The sequence below is a fragment of the Levilactobacillus parabrevis ATCC 53295 genome, assembly GCF_001434055.1.
Lineage (GTDB): Bacteria > Bacillota > Bacilli > Lactobacillales > Lactobacillaceae > Levilactobacillus > Levilactobacillus parabrevis.
In genome coordinates this window covers 1-16,935 of record NZ_AZCZ01000045.1, presented here as the reverse complement: position 1 = coordinate 16,935, position 16,935 = coordinate 1, and the positions used below count along the sequence as shown (strand labels likewise).

Sequence of the window (16,935 nt, the reverse complement as noted above, 5' to 3'; positions counted from 1 at the left end):
GTTGCACTTCAATTTTAAATCGGGCCTGCCAAAAAAGATAACAATCTAAGGTTTATTTTTTATTTATCCCAAAATATTAAATGGAAAAGATATGATGAGTCAACTGGAGTTCCCAGTTTGTCCAAAACAAGTATTTTAAAGATCCCAGTAAATTTTCCGTCGCCAAATGAACAGGCTGCTATTGCAAATGTGTTAAATAAGGCTGATTGTCTTGTCGATGAAAGCAAGAAAAAGATTATGGAATTACGTCAGCTAAAAAGACTATTACTAGGGAAAGCCTTTTCTCTGGAATGGAGATTCAGGGGATTCAATGACCCTTGGGAGCAGCGTAAGTTAAAAGATCTTTCTACAGATATTGGGACAGGTAAAAGCATTTTTAGTAAATTAAGTAAGTCAAATATAAATGATTATAAAGTATTAGGCTCTACATCAATAATTGGGTATTCTGATGACTTCGATTATGAAGGAAATTTTATACTGACTGCTCGAGTGGGGGCTAATGCTGGAAATATTTATCGAGAATCTGGAAAAGTTAAAATTAGTGACAACACTGTCTTTATAAAAGCGATTCAATCAGACTTTTTATATTATGTTTTAATGAATTTTAATTTAAAAAGATTATCTTTTGGCACTGGCCAGCCACTTATAAAATCATCCGAATTAAAAAATTTAAAATTGCAGGTTTCAGTTAGTGATAGTGAAAGAAAAAAATTGGGATTGTTGTTTGTAACTACANGGTTTCAGTTAGTGATAGTGAAAGAAAAAAATTGGGATTGTTGTTTGTAACTACAGATAACCTTATCGTTGCCAATGAACGACAAGAAAAAATTGCACTAATTAGATCAGTACAATTTAGTCCGACTTCTTTAATTAATTTTGAATACTTTAGATAAGACTTGCCAAATGTTTCATCACCTTATCGTTATCCTGATTTTCCAATTCCTGAATAATATGAATATAAGTTTGCTGTGTTGTTGTCATATTCGAATGCCCTAATCTTCGAGCCACCGACGCAATACTTACACCAGCATATAACAGTAAGGACGCGTGTGTATGTCTGAGACCATGGACCGAAATTATCGGCACCTGAGCATGCTTACACAAGCGCTCTAGATAATGATTGACCGTATCGTTATAAACCTGCCCCTTAACAAAGATGGGCTGATCTGATGGCAGGTGCTTCGTCAACTGTGAAAATTGAATAACCGTCTGCCAATCCAAAGGAATCTTACGAACCGACGACTCATTTTTAGTCGGCGCAAAGCCACCAATTTTAGACTTATAGTCCCAGGTCTTATCGATCGTCAACATCTGATGGGCAAAGTCAAACGAATTCGGCGTAACCCCGAGGGCCTCAGCAAATCGAAGACCAGTCTTGGCAATCAACAAAATAAAGTAGTCCCAGTTAACTTCACCCTCCAGTTCTAACTCATTCAGTAATGCTTGCAGTTCATACTGATGGAGATACTTAATCTTATGCTGCTGATGGGCAGTGCCTTTAATAATAGCCTTACGTGTTGGATCACGAGCAATTAGGCCCTCTTCCAACGCGTCTAACAAAGAGCTCTTGAGATGCCGATGAAAATCCATTGTTGTCTGTCTTTCATGGGTTTCAGCGTAGTCATTCAACAACTGCTGATAAGTTAAACGCGTTAGGTCACGCAGCATGAGATCAGGTGCTAACATTGCCAACTGTTTATGTGTCATTTCATATTTCCGGTACGTCACGGGCCGCACAGCTCCACACTTATACAATTCCATCCACTGCTTGAAATACTGACAAAATCTAGTATCCTCCATCATTTTGAATTCCTCCCCAAAATAAATAAGCTATCTAACCATTAATGTTAAATAACTTATTTATACCTGAAATATTATTCAAAAAGCGAGTGATACGAATCGATTTTTAAGTGACCTATCACCCATCACGAGCGACGGCCATGACGTTTCCAAAATTAATTAAACGAACATATTTTGCATCAAGTATTTCTTCAATTGTTTGAGTTGGTCTAACTTTTTCTCATTGGCAACGATAAGGTTATCCGTGGACTCTATAAGGGCTCCAATCTGATCTTGTTCACCAATTTGAGGTATATATATCTTTTGTCGCAAAAAGTCCTTTGCCACTAGATTGGTCATCATAGTTGAGCTTGTTGTAGACCTAGCTAGTTTTTTTCTCATAATCTGTTCATCATGAATTAAGTACTTCCAGAAACTAATATTCCCTTTTTGTATCGGCCTAAATACATCGAAGACATGTGAAACAATTCCGTTTCCAATAGTATTTTCAACGAAACGTCCAAAAGAAAAGTCTTTACTTTTGTTACCCTCAAAAGCAATATCTCCAAGTTTCATGATGTTGTAAGATTTCATATAAGATTCACTAGATACATGGTTTGCTTTTTTCCAACTCATCGTGGCTACTGATATTATTTGGTTGCTGGAGTAGGTTAAATCATTTTTTTGTGTAACTTTTTTGTATAACTCTGCAAACTTACGCTGCTCCCAAGGGTCACTGAATCCTCTGAATCTCCAGACTTGGGAAAATAATTTTTCCATGAGTAACCTCTTCAAACCCTTTAACTGTTGGCCTTTTTTCTCATTGGCAACGATAAGGTTGTCTATCGTCCCAAGGAGTTGACCAATTTTACCTTGTTCTTCAACTTTGGGAAGTTGGATAGACATATCTAAAAACGTATTTTCATGAACACGTTTTGCTTTTCTAGATCCATTTGCGATACTACCTTGCTTAATATAAAACTTTCTTTGCATAACTAAATACAATAAGAAGCTTGAATTAATCTTTTTAGAGATGTCAAATGCAGGCGAATCTATAGTGGACTCAAAGCCATCCAACGACTTAGGCACTATGCCGAAAGCTCCATGCAGAAAATCTAGTTTCCCATACATCAACTGACCTGCATGGCGAATATAGTACTTCGTGTTTTCGCTACCTTTTTTCCAGTTATTCACTTTTGGAACTATACCCTTCCCCCACAGCTTAACAGTAAGTTTTTGAGAGGTTGAACCGTTTGAACCTTTAATTTGGCTTTCAATTAGGAAATCATTTAACTTACGCTGCTCCCAAGCATCCCCAAATCCCCGAAATCGAATCCGTGGTACCATCTTTTCCTTATCATCCATCATTTCAAAATCCTCTTAATGGCCTCAAGCTGCTGTTGAGCGACAGCGTCTTGACCAACTAAATCGTCTAACATGTCGCCCAAATCAGACTGTAAGGTCTTGATCTGATTGTTTGTGTCTTTGATATCCGCCACCAGTTTATCAACGTCAACGGGCGGTTCTTCCTCAAACGTATCCACGTAACGCGGAATGTTTAAGTTGAATTCGTTTTCCTTAATCTCATCCAGCGTCGCCAAGTGCGCATACTTATCAACATCTTGTCGGGCCTTGTAGGTCTCGATAATCTTATCGATGTCCTCGTCTCGCAGGATATTTTGGTTCTTGCCCTTTTCAAAGTGCGCTGACGCATCGATGAAGAAGATATCCTTAGTCGGTTTATGCTTCGAGAAGACCAGAATCGTCGTTGGAATCGACGTGGAATAGAACAACTTCGCTGGCATCCCGATTACGGCGTCCAAGTAGTTCTTTTCAATCAACGCCTGCCGAATCTTCCCTTCCGCTGCTCCCCGGAATAACACTCCATGTGGCAAGACGATTGCCATGCGGCCTTGATCTGACAAGTGATAGAGTCCGTGAAGCAAGAAAGCAAAGTCGGCCTTCGATGCCGGCGCCAACTTCCCATAATCCTTGAACCGCGGATCCTTCAACTTGTTAGCATTGTTATTCCATTTACTAGAGTATGGCGGATTAGCAACCACCGCATCAAAATTCCGTGGGTGGTCCACGCCATCCGCATCGGTGCCATCTGGCCAATCCATTTCCAATGTGTCCGCGTTACGCAGATCCATATTCTGATAATCCACGCCATGCATCATCAGGTTCATCCGTGCCAGGTTAAACGTCGTCGTATTCAATTCTTGCCCGTGAAAATGTACCCGATCGTGGAATCCGGCCTCATTCAAGGCTTCCTGAACTGTCAGCAGTAATGACCCGGAACCCATCGTTGGATCATAGACAGTGAACTGTGAATCGCCGGCCTTAAAGTCAATCGTCACCAATCGTGCTAAGACCTTTGAGACTTCGTGCGGTGTATAGAATTCCCCGGCCTTTTTCCCGGAGTTTCCGGCAAACTTGGCAATCAGGTATTCATAGACATCCCCTAAGATATCGTGACCACTCTCATCGTTGTATTCAAATTCATCAACCAATTTGACAATTCGGCTCAGTGCCTGTGCCCGCGAGACCGTGCTATTCCCTAACCGTGAGTTTCCCAGGTTAACGTCGTTGAAGATTCCCCGGAAGTCCTGTTGGGAGTTGGGATTGATCTGCGCATTCTGATTAAAATCATCGAACATATCCTGAAAGTCGGATGGCTTAATCTTACTGTCCTTTACCTTTTCCGTAATTGTTCGCCAGGTAAATTGTGGTGCAATGGCGTAGCCCAGCTCACTTGCGGCATCCTCGAGATAGTCCTTAATTTCGTCCTCAGGGACCTTTACGTAAGCATCGTTTACCGATTCCCCATCTGCTAAATCAAAGAGCCCTGAGCGCTTCCAGTGCATCTCCTGGTGTTCCGACAAGTACCGGTAGAACATGAAGCCTAAAATATAGTTCCGAAATTCACTAGCGTCCATGTTTCCTCTTAAATCATTGGCCATGGCCCACAGTTGTGATGTGATGTTCTGTGCTTCTTCTCTCTTGCTCATAATGGCTCCTTAAATTCTTGATTGATTTGATCCGCAAATTTGCTAAATTCGTTTCGTAGCTCATTACGGTATTTAATCTTTGATAATTGTCGAATATCGTCGTCAAGGGCATCAGCTTTGTAGTACTTTTGCCCACCAGTAATGATATTGGTCACTTCATTATTCTCGTTTAAATCATCGTTACCGACTACGTGGCGGTCTAATGCGGAATTGATCCAGTCACGGACCCCTTCGGCATCGACCAGGCCCCACTTCGTTCGAAATTCGACGATAGCGGCCCGCCGACTCCGCTTGTTGTGTTCATCCAAGATGCCCTTAACATCATTAGCTTTAACCGGGTAGGACTTAACCACATCAGAATCCAGCTGATTGTTATGAACATCGGACGTCATCCGTTTAATTTGCTTCCCGTACTGTCGATCCTCTAACTGGTCAGCCAAGTCGTTGATTCGGTGGTAACTCTTATCGGCAGCGTCCATCTCACCCGCATTCGTTTCGTTCAGGAACTGGGCGATGAGTTCTTCCAGATAATCGTAGTCCACTTCGACTTCGTTGACGTGTTCCATCTCCAACTTAAAGTCACTGTAGATTACGCTATCACCACTACCATCATCACTATTGATGACCGATAACTTTTCCTCGAGCTCGTTAGCAATTGTCGAAGTCAGCCGAATTTCCTGATCTTCACTGATACCAATCTCTGCCAACAGGGCATTGGGGTCATCGTAATCATACTGATCATCCTGCTTGAGTAGCGCAATCTGATGGTTGTACTGCTTCAATAGTTGGAAGGCCTGTTGCTGCTCGGCCGTTCCCCGTGGAATCTGTCGGTAGTCATCCGTCAGATCTGCCAGTTGGTCCAGCACTTTAGTTGTCGATTCCTTAGTTTCTTCAAACGTTGGTGCAACGACACTAGTGCCTCCGTCGTCAGTCTCATCCGTAATCCCTGGTAACAAGTCAATTGGAATATCCGCCGAATTCGGGTCCGCATAGACCTTCAACGCGTCATTCATCAGCTTTTCAGCCTGAGCCGGCCAGCGGTAATTGACAATCCGTCCGTACGGCTTATGCTGCATGTCCTGAATTCGATTAGTCCGAGAGTACGCCTGAATTAAGTTGGCCCCCTGCAACGTCCGGTCTACATATAACGTATTCAAATGTGGGGCATCAAATCCAGTCAGTAACTGGTCGATCACGATTACAATATCCAAGTAGTCGGCCGGATCATTACTGACAGTCCGATTCAATCGTGAAACAACATCTTCGGTATAGCCCCGAACGTTGTCGTCACCAAAAGCCGTCCCGAACAGGTGATTGTAAGCCACCATCGCCCGGTGCAGTCCCGTGTTGGTTCCCAACATGTTGTCCCCGTTTGAATTGTCCTGACTGAAGGTCACTGCGACCTTCAGTTGGTGGTCGGCATCCGCTTCTGCATTACGTCGTTGAAATTCATCAAAGTACTTCATGGCCATTGGCGAAGACGCCTTACGACCACCAACGTGCGTGGTCAGCAGTGCACTGTACCGCCCGCTAACGGAACGGTTCCGCCACTTGTTTAAAATATCATCGACTACTAGTTTCACGTGATCTTCATTGTCATCATAGACACCCGAATTAACGGTATCATCCATATCCTCACGTGATAGGTGATCAATCTTATAGTTAATTTTTTCAGTCGTCCAGTCGGGATGCTCGTGCTGATAGAACTGTGGCAGATATTGTGTCTTCAGCACATCTTCAGATAAGGTCGTGTTGAAATCGACTTTAAAGCCTAGGACATTCCGATCCGCAATTGCCTCACGAATCGTGTAAGCGTGTAGGAGATCCCCAAAAATTTCCTGCGTTGTAATCCCATCAAACCGAGGAGTACCCGTGTAACCGACCCATGCGCCGTGCGGAAAGCCATCCTTTGCCCGTTGCAACATGTCTCCCGCCGTTGAGCGGTGAGCCTCATCGACAATAAACACGATATTCTGCTCAGGTCGTTTAAAGCTTTGGCGCTGAACTAATCGATCTAATTTTTGAATCGAGGTCACAATAATTCCGCCGTGTTGTCGCAACTTACGAGCTAGGACATTCACATTGGCCGTATCAAAAATAATACCATCTTTGTTTTCATCATTGGTATCTGGATCGTATGCCGAATAATTATCAGCCGTCTGTTGTGTTAGCGCGATTCGGTCCACTAGAAAGACGACTTTATCCACATTCGGTAGCCGTGAAGCTAGCCAAGCCGTCTTAAAGCTACTGATTGTTTTCCCGGAACCCGTCGTGTGCCAAATGTACCCTAATTTTTGACTATCGAGTTCAAAACTCGACTGTTTGATTTTTTCAATTACCCGGCGAGTCGCATAGACCTGATAAGGCCGCATGACTTTTAACATCTGCCGGTGCTTAGTTCCATCTAGAATCATGTAGCTTGTCGCCATCTGATGAGCCATTGGGATTGATAACATGCGGTTCAAAAAATCACGCCAGGCCATAACCGGCTGATTATTATCCTCGCGCTGCCAGTGGAAAGCAAAGTCCAAATTAAATTTATCTTCAGTTGTATTGGCCATATAGCGCGTATCATCCGGGGTCATCCCCACCAAGATCTGGACCGTTGAGTAGATGTCCGAGAACTGGCCTTCATGAATGTACTGTTGCATTTGATTCAAGGCTTCCTTGACGTTACGAGCAGCCGTTTTTTCTTCAATCTGAATAATTGGTAAACCGTTGATTAACAGCGTAGTATCGAAACGTCGATCCCTGCAGTTGGCTAACTTGGCTGGCCGTTCAATCTGATTGACGACCTGATAGACCGTCCCCCCGGCCCCAACGTAGGCTTGATCAAAGACCGTCAAAAAGACGTGTTCCCCAGCATCAGTATCAATTTCCACTTGGGACACGCCATTTAAGCCATATAAAAATTTTCCCGCTTGATACGGCGTTTTTAAATCATCAATTTGCTTCTTAACTTGCGCAAATTCATTGTCACTCAGTGGTTGATCCAACTTCTCCTGATTATTCCGTTCCAAAATAAGCTTAAAGTTCTGCCACAACTCCGCTGTTGTCTTGATATTTGGCATGTACTGCCACTGCTTGGAACCACCAATACTCGTCAAATAATCGATCAATCGGTCTTCAAATTCCAGTTCTGCTTGCATCCTCACTCACCCTATATAATTGTGTCTTATTGAAAAGTCTACTTAAATACTATCATAACACGCTGAAACCCCTTGCGCGACCTACTTTTTCGTCGTCTCTGCCCGCAATTTCAACTGCTCCGTCTCATTGTAGAAGTTCCCTTCAATATCGACGGTGTTGACCAGGTTGACGAAGGCCCGGGGATCAACTTCCTTGACCGCCCGCTCCAATGCATAAAGTTCATACCGCGAAATAACGGTCATTAACACCGTACTCGACTGCCGGGTGTAGGCCCCGAATGACGGAATGGCTGTGATGCCGCGAATGAGAGTTTTATTAAGTTCTGTGATAACGGCGTCCTGTTCCGACGTCACAATGAAAGCGGTCAGCTTTTGGTGGCGCGTGTGAATGCTATCAACCACTCGAGACATTGCATAAATAGAAATAATCGTGTATAACGCACTTTCCCAGCCAAACAGGAAACCAGCGACGATGACGATTCCTGAGTTGATCATCATCATTAACGTCCCAATCGTCCGCCCCGTGGTCTTCTCTAGCACCACGGCAATGATATCCATCCCCCCGGTTGAGAAGCCGTTCTTCAACGGATAAGCCACGCCAACGCCAGTCAAAATACCCCCGAACAGCGCTGCCAATAACGAATTATTTGAGATGTTATTGACCGGGATCACAATAGCCAGCACTGAAGTTAGAATCGCCACCGCAATGGAATAGATGGTGAAGCCCCGGCCCACCTTGAACCACCCCAACAGGCCAATGGGAATGTTAAAGAGCAGGATGAACCACCCAGTACTCAGGTGGAGTCCGACCGCTGCCAGTAACGTGGCAATAATCTGAGAGATCCCGTTGATGCCTGCACTGAAAATCTTACCGGGAACTAAGAATTCATTTAATGCAATGGCCGTAATTATGGCCGATCCAAGCAAAATTAACAGGTGTTTGCCCACCTCGCGCCGATTATTTTCTAACATAATTCTCATCTTCACGCCTTTCAATCATCAGTTGTTTTCACCATTTAACCACAACTCTTACGACTTAGCTAGCCCTAGTACGGCCATCCCATCAGTCTTTAGCCCCCACAACTACCGTAAAATCCCAGTCTAACGTAAACACCAAATTGTATAAATATTTATTTTCATGAGAAAATCGTGTAAAATAATTAAAAATATTTGGAAACCGGCCCCGTTAATCCTTAAAAATGATAGAATAGTAACGAGAATTTATTCACTACTATATAGAAAGGAGCGCTCCCATGAATTATTCCGCTTGTACAAGTATTTTAATTGGTGCGCAAGCTTCCACGGATGGATCGGTCATGATTGGCCGCAACGAAGATGCTAAGGCCGCTTGGCCCAAGCACTTCATCGTTCACCCCGCGACAACAGCCACGACGCCCCAAACCTTCGTCAGCACGGACAACGGCTTCACCATGCCGCTACCCCAGTCCGCTGCCAAATACACCGCCACCCCTGAATGGACCGACAAATACGGCCTGTTCGAGGAAGACGGGATCAATGAATTTGGCGTAGCCATGAGTGCCACCGAAAGTACCTATTCAAACGAACGGGTACTTGGCGCCGATCCGCTGGTCAAAGATGGTATTGGTGAGGAAGCCATGATCACGGTCGTCCTGCCTTACGTCACCTCTGCTAGAGACGGGGTCGCCCTGCTCGGCCAAATCGTTGAGCATTACGGGACCTGCGAATCCAACGGTATTTTATTCGCCGACCAACAGGAGGCCTGGTACCTGGAAACGGGGGCCGGCCACTACTGGGTCGCCCAACGGATTCCGGATAATGGCTACGCGGTCGTTGCCAATCAAATGGCCATTCAGGACATTGACTTCAAGGATCACGAGAACTTTATGTTCGCCCGCAACCTACGCGAATTTGTGACGACGAATCACTTGAACCCTGACCGCGACCGTTTCTGCTGGCGCAACATCTTCGGAACACAGGATCAATCGGATCTGTACTACAACACCCCGCGCGTCTGGTACGGCCAACGTTGCTTCAATCCAGAAGTCGCACAGGAACCGCAATCATTTGACTTACCTTTTATTCAGTACGCCGATCACCTGTTGAGTGTCGATGACGCACAGGGCTACCTCAGCAGCCATTTTGAGGGCACCCCTTACGATCCCGTCGGTGCTGGGACACCGGAACAGCGTAAACGATTCCGACCAGTCAGCCTCGCTAAGACACAGGAATCACACGTCTTACAGTTACGACCGGCCATGGACCCAGCCTTAGCTGGTATCCAGTGGCTCGCCATGGGGGTCGGTGCTCAGAGTGTCTACGTGCCGTTCTATGCTGGTATCGAAAGCACACCGACCGCTTACCACTTGGGCAAAGAGACCTACGATGCGGACTCCGCTTACTGGGTCTACAAGCTCGTCAGCGTCCTCTTAGATGCGCACTACCAGTCGGCTTGGCCAACGGTTAGTGCCGTTCAAAAGGAACTGCGGATTGCCTTTAAACAGTCCGTCCAACACACTGATATCGTCGGTCAACAACTATCCGGTACCGAGCTGAATCAGTACTTAACGCAACAAGCCAACGAGAACGCCGCATTGGGAATTCGGCGTTACCGCGAGCTAGCGGCGACCTTGATCACCAAGGCCACCGACCTCGGGCCCCTCAATTATCACCAGGACCTGAACTTATAACACGGCTCGGGCTAGCCAGTCTAGTCCGCACCACATAAATGGGAGATATTAATCTAATGGAAAAGCAAAAGAAGATTGGGCTCTTCAGTCTGATCTTAATGATTTTTTCGGCCATCTACGGTTTCGCTAACGGAACTGTTGCTTATGACCAAATGGGATATGCCAGCATTATCTGGTACGTTTTAGCCGCCCTGTTCTTCTTCCTGCCAAGTGCCTTGATGTTGGCAGAATACGGATCAACGTTTAAGGAAGCCAAGGGGGGAATCTACTCCTGGTTGGCCGAATCCATCGGCGAAAAGATGGCCTTCATTGGGACCTTCATCTGGCTATCTTCTTGGATCATCTGGATGTTGTCGACCTCAACTAAGGTTTGGATTCCACTGTCAACCCTGATCTCTGGGAGCGACCAAACGCAGACTTGGGGAATCCTTGGTTTAAGCTCCACGCAAACGATCGGGATCTTGGGAATCATCTGGATTCTCTCCGTTACCTTCTTCGCAACGCGTGGGGTTAGCTCAATCGCTAAGATTTCTTCATTGGGGGGAATCTTCGTGATGGGCCTGACCATCTTGTTCTTCATTGCCAGCATTCTAATCTGGATCTTGAACAAGGGCCAACTTGCAGAACCCGTTAACGGTCTGCACAGCTTCATTGCCTCACCCAACCCACAATTCCAGTCACCAATGGCCCTGTTGTCATTCGTGATCTACGCCGTCTTTGCCTACGCCGGGATGGAATCTATGGGGGGGATCACGGATAGTATGGAGAAACCGGAAAAGACCTTCCCTAAGGGGCTGATCATTTCCACGATTACCATCACGATTGCCTACTCCGTCTCGATCTTCCTCTGGGGGGTCAGTGCTAACTGGCATGAAGTCCTGGGTGGCGGTTCCGTTAACTTGGGGAACATCACCTACGTTCTGATGAATAACTTAGGGCTGGTCATGGGTCACGCAATGAACCTGTCTCACGGAACTTCCGTGCTGATTGGGGATATCTTGGCTCGTTTGACCGGGTTGAGTATGTTCATGGCTTACCTGGGTTCCTTCTTCGTTCTGGTCTACTCGCCACTGAAATCCTTCATCATGGGATCTTCACCAAAGCTGTGGCCTAAGAAGATGACGCGCCTCAACAAAGCTGGTGTGCCGGCCTACTCCATGTGGATTCAAGCCACAGTGGTTGCCGTCTTCATCTTCTTCGTCTCCTTTGGGGGTTCCGCAGCCAAGGAGTTCTACCAAATCTTGACCAACATGGCCAACGTTTCCACTTCAGCACCCTACCTCTTCTTGATTGGGGCCTTCCCATTCTTCAAGAAGCGGACCGACCTGGAACGGCCATTCGTCGTTTACAAGAACAAGGTCTTCACCAACATCATTGTGGGCATCGTGCTACTGGTCTTGATTGCCGGGATTGTCTTCACCTGCCTGCAACCAATTCTGGACGCCGACTACAAGACCGCCTTCTGGACGATCATCGGCCCCATCTTCTTCGGTGCCGTGGCTTGGATCTTCTACCGCAATGCTGAAAAGCGTTCAGCTAAGGAAAACGATCCGGCTAGTGACGAAAACTAAATTGCTTACTAAAAAAGTTCGAGACGATTGGTCTCGAACTTTTTTTGACGTTACATTTATACGATTAGCACCACAATTAATCTACTGAATCTTCATATTATTTCCGCCGCAACGTCCGGTCCGGCGCATGCCCAATAAACAGTGGCACCCGTTCCTCCACCACGTCGCTAAATTCCAAGCCATACCAACGTTGAGGAGACAGGCTCACACGCTGGAGTAGCAGTCGACCACCGATTAGCAATCGATCCACTGCCGGCAGGTCATCATCCGCGCCGAGATCCTGGAATTGCTGATTGAGCATGACAAATTTGAAGTTGCCGACGCGGCGGCCCGGGACGCTCGAATACCGGGGCGTTTGGTCCGGCAAGATTCCCGCTTTCAGTAAGTCATTGACGATTTGACGCAAGTACACGTTGACTCGCTGCGGCTTTTTAAAGCCCAGGTAGAGTTGGACATCCATCACGTTTCGCGTGCCCAGCGTTTCCACCGTGTAGCTACACTCATAAGGCGTATCGGTCTCGTTAACCGTCACAAACCAGTAGACTGCCGCGCGCTTCGGCTGCTGGTCCAGAATCGAGTAGACCACCGCACGTTTAATCGCGTAGTTCGGCGCCACGTGACCCACATAGACCAGATTCGTCGCAAACGGTGGCACCTGGTCGTCTTGACTCAAGGCCGCCAACTGTGGCAGAAAGTCCAACAACGACACGTACTCGGCATCCTCCACGTGGGCACTCCGCCGCCGGTTACCGTAGTACCAGAAGACCATGACTGTCAGAATCACTACCGTCAGGCACAGTGTCACGTAACCACCACGAACGAATTTCGCCAGACTTGCCACTAGAAATAAACCTTCTAGCAAGCCGAACACACCCACATAGACCTGAGCCAGCACCCGATGACCGCGTTGCCGCAAAAACGCGTGGAGGAGCAACGTCGTCATCAGCATGGTCAACGTGATTGCCAAACCGTACGCCGCCTCCATGTGGCTGGACGTCCGGAAGAACCAGACGATGCCTAGGGTCACGGCACACAGCAACCAATTGACGGTTGAGATATACAGCTGGCTCTTTTCACTACCAGGAAACTTGATACGTAGTCGCGGCAGTAATTTCAGTCCCATCGCTTCATGCACCAAGGTGTAAGACCCAGTGATCAGGGCTTGAGAGGCAATGATTGCCGCCACGGTCGCAATGCCAATGGCAAACAACCGCCAACTCCCCGGCACCATCGCATAGAAGGGATTTACCGGATGAGCCGCTCCCAGCTGACTGGCGTGGTGAATCACCCAGGCTCCTTGGCCCAAGTAACTCAGCATCAGCGTCAGGTAAACAAACGGCCAGGTCCCGTAAATATTGCGTTTGCCAACCTGCCCCATATCGGAGTATAGAGCCTCCGCACCAGTTGTCGCCAGGAACACGCTCCCGAGGATAAAGATACCCTGACGATTGTCCGGACTGACTAAGAAACGTAGTGCATACGTCGGCGCGAGTGCCCGGATAATCAGAGGATCATCTAGAAGATTCCGCAGACCCACCAACCCAATAAAACTGAACCACACCAGCATCAACGGGCCAAATGACCAGCCAATCAACTGGGTCCCCAGGCGCTGGACCAAGAACAGTCCGACCAGAATCCCCGTGACCACGAGTAGGACCCATCCCTGGCTCCCGCTGAAATGTAGGGGGCCGAGTGTCTGGCTCTTCAGGCCCTCAATCGCCGAGGTCACCGTTACCGCTGGCGTCAACGTGCCGTCTGCTAGTAACGCGGCCCCCCCAATCAACGCGGGAAAGATCAGCCACTTGGCATGATTACGAACCAAGGCATACAGGGCAAAGATGCCACCTTCATGCCGGTTGTCGGCCCGCATCGCCAGTAGGATATATTTGACCGTGGTAATCAGCATCAACGTCCAAAAGATTAGGGAGATGCTACCCAGCATGACCGGCGTCACGGCCGTCATCGCCCCACGGCCCGCCTGATCAACAATCGCGTTCATGACGTAAAGAGGCGAGGTACCGATGTCGCCGTAAACGATCCCCAGCGTGATCAGCATCCCCACCCCCGTGAGTTTCTGTGTCGTCATTCGCATGTGCTCGCCCCCTACAGCCACCGATGCGTGATTAGCCGGTGGCGCAGCTCGCCTAGAAGCAGAATCATTGCCGTTCCCGCTAGCCACACATAACCCATACCTAACGAATTAGATTGCCCACTAAAATGGCCCGCTACGTGGCTAATCCGAAAGAATGATAATCCCAATAGATTGAGATTGTAGTGCGCGACTCCCGATGCGTGCACGTAGACGTAGGTGCTGGAAATGATCAGCGACAGTAAGCCTGCCGACACAATCATCCCACCCACGATTTCCAAACTGAGCCGTAGTACCGTCTTGCGCATGAGAATCCCCCCTCACTGTGGCCTCCATCATAACGGGCTGCGGCCGCTATGCCAACTCGTCACACTGGCTTGCGGAGGTCAGTGACCGAATTGGTCTGCGGCTGAACTAGTTGGGGATTGAAGTGGTTTTTTAGCAGGACTCGTAGAATTCAGAAAGGTCAATCTTAACAGCAACACAAGCTACAACAAAGAGATGCACGCATTGCGAGCATCTCTTGTTAAATACCTGTGAATTTTCTCGAAACCACGAAAATTAAAATCTCACATCATGGTCATTTCGCGTAATGATAGCGGCATTGCACGACAATAATTGTATCACTTGTCACGTAATACACTAGGCGGTTCACCTTATCAATTCGTCGTGACCAACCATGATCCCCCCGATACTTCAATGGTTCCGGTTTACCAATTCCCTCAAAAGGGTGTCGTTGCGCATCATCAATTAATTTATTGATAACTTTTAACGTTTTACGATCCTGCAATTGCCAGTAGCGATACTCGTTCCAAGCCTGGTCAGTAAAAGCAATCTTATCAATCTTCATCTATAGCTTGCCGCCAATCCTCAACTGACAAGGTTTTTAGATTACCACTGTTCATCTGATTGATCGACTTATCAAGCGCTTTTCGGTTCTCATCAGAACCTAAAATATATAGGGTCTCTTGCCAAGATCGAAATTCTGATTCCGACATTAGTACGACATTTCTGTTTTTAGGCTTGGTAATAATAACGTGTTCATTATAATCGACGACGTCATCAGTTAAACTTTTAAGGTTTTTCCGAGCGTCCGTAATGTTGGTTGCAGTTGTTGCCATGGATGCATGCCACCTTTCATAACATAGCGTTATTATATCACAAAGCGTACTTAAAAGCGTACAGTTTCACATTAATTGTACAAATGATTTTTATACTACCCATCATACTCCGCTACACTCACTTCATATCGCAAAAAATGGCCCCCCATTCCTGCGAATGGGCGGACCATTTTAAAATCTAAGAAACTCCGGCTTGCTAAACAATCTCTCTGAATCTCTTTATTAGCATCTCTTAAACTCTAATAGGTAACTATACACGTTCAATTAGGATTCGTCAAGCTTTATTTTTATTCCGTTCAGCAATGGCCCGATTAATTTTGGTGACGCGTAGGTGTTGATCCAATGTGACTGCGGCCCAAATACCAGCATACACCAGGAAAAACACAATCCAAAATGTCCCTCTCGTCACCAACACAAACTGCCACCCGTTGTAGAACAACATAGCCATCACCAAAGCTAACGTGCCGCCCAGGTGCAGGCCCAGGGCCACGGGGAAACTGAGCCGGTCACTTTCAAAGATCAGGCTAACAACACCAATGGCCGCACTCATCAGTAAAATACTCAGAATGCTCTTCGTGGTACTAGTTGTCGGTTCCATATGACTAGCCATCAACAGAAGGTAGGCCACCCCACCGTAACCCATGCCCTGCAAGGCATAACGTATTACTTTACTCACTAGGGTCACCTCCTAAATACCTAACCGCTGCATGAGTCCCTTCACGTATTTCCGGCTCACATCGGTCTTCACTTTTGCCGTCAACGTCGCCGTCATACTACCTGAGAAGCTATCCTCCAGCGACTGTAGATGGTCCAAATTCAAAACGCTGTGCCTCGAAACCTGCACAAAATTCGGATTGGCTAGCCGCTGCAGCAGGTGCCGTAACGGCTCCTTAGTCGTCACAACTCCCGACGTCGTGTACAGAAGTAGCGTGGCCGCCTGAATTTCCGCCGAAATAATCGTGGCGACCTTGACCATGACCAACCGATCTGGCGTCTTCACCGCAATCATCCCCGGCTGCGTAGCCGCATAGCGATCCAAATACGCCAGTAAGTCGGGCACCGCTCCCGTCTCACTAGCAGCTTGGACCACGACCACCGGATCTGCTGGGTCGATTTCAGAATTTTTCTCAAATTTATGCCGCACGCACCACGCCTCCCCACTGCTACCGTTCGCGCAATCGGCGCCGCTGGTGGTACTGCTTCACCCAAGTTGGGCCCACCGTCAAGATCAGCGCACCGATAAAGATTAACCCTATTATGTGGTAAGTTGCAGACTGGGTCAACAGTCCCGACCAGCTGAGGCGGATCCCCATTAATTTTTCAAAATTCAACCGAGCCGCTGGCGCCTGTCGAAAGACCGTATTCAGCCGATCATCCATCAAAAGCTGCCGATACAACGCGGCCACATAGCTACCAGGTGTGAGTTTGACAAGATCCCGAGCAAAGGTCGGCAATAGCCCAATAGGGATGTAGGTGCCAACTAAGAATCCAGCAGCCGTCCCGATGATTGAGCCAAGTTTACGTCAACCACGCCCGTTTAAAAACG

The 16,935-nt window shown here is 47.1% G+C and carries 14 protein-coding genes and 1 pseudogene; 3 read left to right on the top strand and 12 right to left on the bottom strand.

All coding sequences use genetic code 11. From position 1 onward, the window contains the following. Positions 1-18: 18 nt before the first annotated feature. Positions 19-735 (top strand): annotated as a pseudogene (locus FD07_RS12810) (restriction endonuclease subunit S); the annotation flags it as partial. A 150-nt stretch (positions 736-885) separates the two neighbouring features. Here FD07_RS12810 and FD07_RS10540 read toward each other — a convergent pair. The 5 genes from FD07_RS10540 to FD07_RS10520 all read right to left on the bottom strand — a co-directional run bounded on the left by FD07_RS10540 (position 886) and on the right by FD07_RS10520 (position 8,911). After that, positions 886-1,803, bottom strand: a complete 918-nt coding sequence (locus tag FD07_RS10540; RefSeq protein ID WP_020088962.1) for a site-specific integrase — start codon at positions 1,801-1,803, stop codon at positions 886-888. A 156-nt stretch (positions 1,804-1,959) separates the two neighbouring features. Continuing rightward, the gene (locus FD07_RS10535) at positions 1,960-3,147 is read right to left on the bottom strand and encodes a restriction endonuclease subunit S (protein WP_020088963.1); all 1,188 of its coding nucleotides are present in this window, start codon (positions 3,145-3,147) and stop codon (positions 1,960-1,962) included. Further along, on the bottom strand, positions 3,144-4,790 hold the full coding sequence (locus FD07_RS10530) for a type I restriction-modification system subunit M (protein ID WP_020088964.1): 1,647 nt from the start codon (positions 4,788-4,790) through the stop codon (positions 3,144-3,146). The genes FD07_RS10535 and FD07_RS10530 overlap by 4 nt, the downstream gene beginning before the upstream one ends. Further along, positions 4,787-7,939 (bottom strand): type I restriction endonuclease subunit R, encoded by a 3,153-nt coding sequence (locus tag FD07_RS10525; RefSeq protein ID WP_020088965.1) that lies wholly within the window; start codon positions 7,937-7,939, stop codon positions 4,787-4,789. Before FD07_RS10525 ends, FD07_RS10530 begins: the two co-directional genes overlap by 4 nt. Positions 7,940-8,020: 81 nt before the next feature. Further along, positions 8,021-8,911: a YitT family protein gene (locus tag FD07_RS10520; protein ID WP_020088966.1), complete on the bottom strand. Its 891-nt coding sequence runs from the start codon at positions 8,909-8,911 to the stop codon at positions 8,021-8,023. 281 nt (positions 8,912-9,192) lie between these two features. On the opposite strand from FD07_RS10520, the gene FD07_RS10515 reads away from it, so the two are divergent. Both FD07_RS10515 and yjeM read left to right on the top strand, forming a co-directional pair. After that, entirely contained in the window at positions 9,193-10,608 is a 1,416-nt protein-coding gene (locus tag FD07_RS10515; RefSeq protein WP_020088967.1) for a C69 family dipeptidase, read from the top strand. A 56-nt stretch (positions 10,609-10,664) separates the two neighbouring features. Further along, positions 10,665-12,179 carry a glutamate/gamma-aminobutyrate family transporter YjeM gene (gene yjeM / locus FD07_RS10510; protein ID WP_020088968.1) on the top strand — a complete coding sequence of 505 codons (1,515 nt, stop codon included), beginning with the start codon at positions 10,665-10,667 and terminating at the stop codon, positions 12,177-12,179. Positions 12,180-12,276: 97 nt separating this feature from the next. Here yjeM and FD07_RS10505 read toward each other — a convergent pair whose 3' ends face one another. The 7 genes from FD07_RS10505 to FD07_RS10475 form a co-directional block, all read right to left on the bottom strand. Next, positions 12,277-14,271, bottom strand: coding sequence for a KUP/HAK/KT family potassium transporter (locus FD07_RS10505; RefSeq protein ID WP_020088969.1), 1,995 nt, complete (start codon positions 14,269-14,271; stop codon positions 12,277-12,279). 11 nt (positions 14,272-14,282) lie between these two features. Beyond that, on the bottom strand, positions 14,283-14,576 hold the full coding sequence (locus FD07_RS10500) for an LlsX family protein (protein ID WP_020088970.1): 294 nt from the start codon (positions 14,574-14,576) through the stop codon (positions 14,283-14,285). A gap of 272 nt (positions 14,577-14,848) precedes the next feature. After that, complete coding sequence (locus FD07_RS10495; protein WP_020088971.1) at positions 14,849-15,118, bottom strand: Txe/YoeB family addiction module toxin; 270 nt, start codon at positions 15,116-15,118, stop codon at positions 14,849-14,851. Beyond that, positions 15,108-15,389, bottom strand: a complete 282-nt coding sequence (locus tag FD07_RS10490) for a type II toxin-antitoxin system Phd/YefM family antitoxin (protein WP_020088972.1) — start codon at positions 15,387-15,389, stop codon at positions 15,108-15,110. Before FD07_RS10490 ends, FD07_RS10495 begins: the two co-directional genes overlap by 11 nt. A gap of 274 nt (positions 15,390-15,663) precedes the next feature. Next, the gene (locus tag FD07_RS10485; protein WP_020088973.1) at positions 15,664-16,065 is read right to left on the bottom strand and encodes a DUF3021 domain-containing protein; all 402 of its coding nucleotides are present in this window, start codon (positions 16,063-16,065) and stop codon (positions 15,664-15,666) included. 12 nt (positions 16,066-16,077) lie between these two features. Then, entirely contained in the window at positions 16,078-16,533 is a 456-nt protein-coding gene (locus FD07_RS10480) for a LytTR family DNA-binding domain-containing protein (protein WP_020088974.1), read from the bottom strand. 19 nt (positions 16,534-16,552) lie between these two features. Further along, entirely contained in the window at positions 16,553-16,768 is a 216-nt protein-coding gene (locus FD07_RS10475) for a hypothetical protein (protein ID WP_057161943.1), read from the bottom strand. Positions 16,769-16,935 lie beyond the last annotated feature (167 nt).

Excerpts from the sequence above, each read along its gene's own strand:
- FD07_RS10540 (WP_020088962.1), bottom strand. The coding sequence starts at position 1,803 with ATGATGGAGGATACTAGATTTTGTCAGTATTTCAAGCAGTGGATGGAA.
- FD07_RS10535 (WP_020088963.1), bottom strand. The coding sequence starts at position 3,147 with ATGATGGATGATAAGGAAAAGATGGTACCACGGATTCGATTTCGGGGA.
- FD07_RS10530 (WP_020088964.1), bottom strand. The coding sequence starts at position 4,790 with ATGAGCAAGAGAGAAGAAGCACAGAACATCACATCACAACTGTGGGCC.
- FD07_RS10525 (WP_020088965.1), bottom strand. The coding sequence starts at position 7,939 with ATGCAAGCAGAACTGGAATTTGAAGACCGATTGATCGATTATTTGACG.
- FD07_RS10520 (WP_020088966.1), bottom strand. The coding sequence starts at position 8,911 with ATGTTAGAAAATAATCGGCGCGAGGTGGGCAAACACCTGTTAATTTTG.
- FD07_RS10515 (WP_020088967.1), top strand. The coding sequence starts at position 9,193 with ATGAATTATTCCGCTTGTACAAGTATTTTAATTGGTGCGCAAGCTTCC.
- yjeM (WP_020088968.1), top strand. The coding sequence starts at position 10,665 with ATGGAAAAGCAAAAGAAGATTGGGCTCTTCAGTCTGATCTTAATGATT.
- FD07_RS10505 (WP_020088969.1), bottom strand. The coding sequence starts at position 14,271 with ATGCGAATGACGACACAGAAACTCACGGGGGTGGGGATGCTGATCACG.
- FD07_RS10500 (WP_020088970.1), bottom strand. The coding sequence starts at position 14,576 with ATGCGCAAGACGGTACTACGGCTCAGTTTGGAAATCGTGGGTGGGATG.
- FD07_RS10495 (WP_020088971.1), bottom strand. The coding sequence starts at position 15,118 with ATGAAGATTGATAAGATTGCTTTTACTGACCAGGCTTGGAACGAGTAT.
- FD07_RS10490 (WP_020088972.1), bottom strand. The coding sequence starts at position 15,389 with ATGGCAACAACTGCAACCAACATTACGGACGCTCGGAAAAACCTTAAA.
- FD07_RS10475 (WP_057161943.1), bottom strand. The coding sequence starts at position 16,768 with ATGGATGATCGGCTGAATACGGTCTTTCGACAGGCGCCAGCGGCTCGG.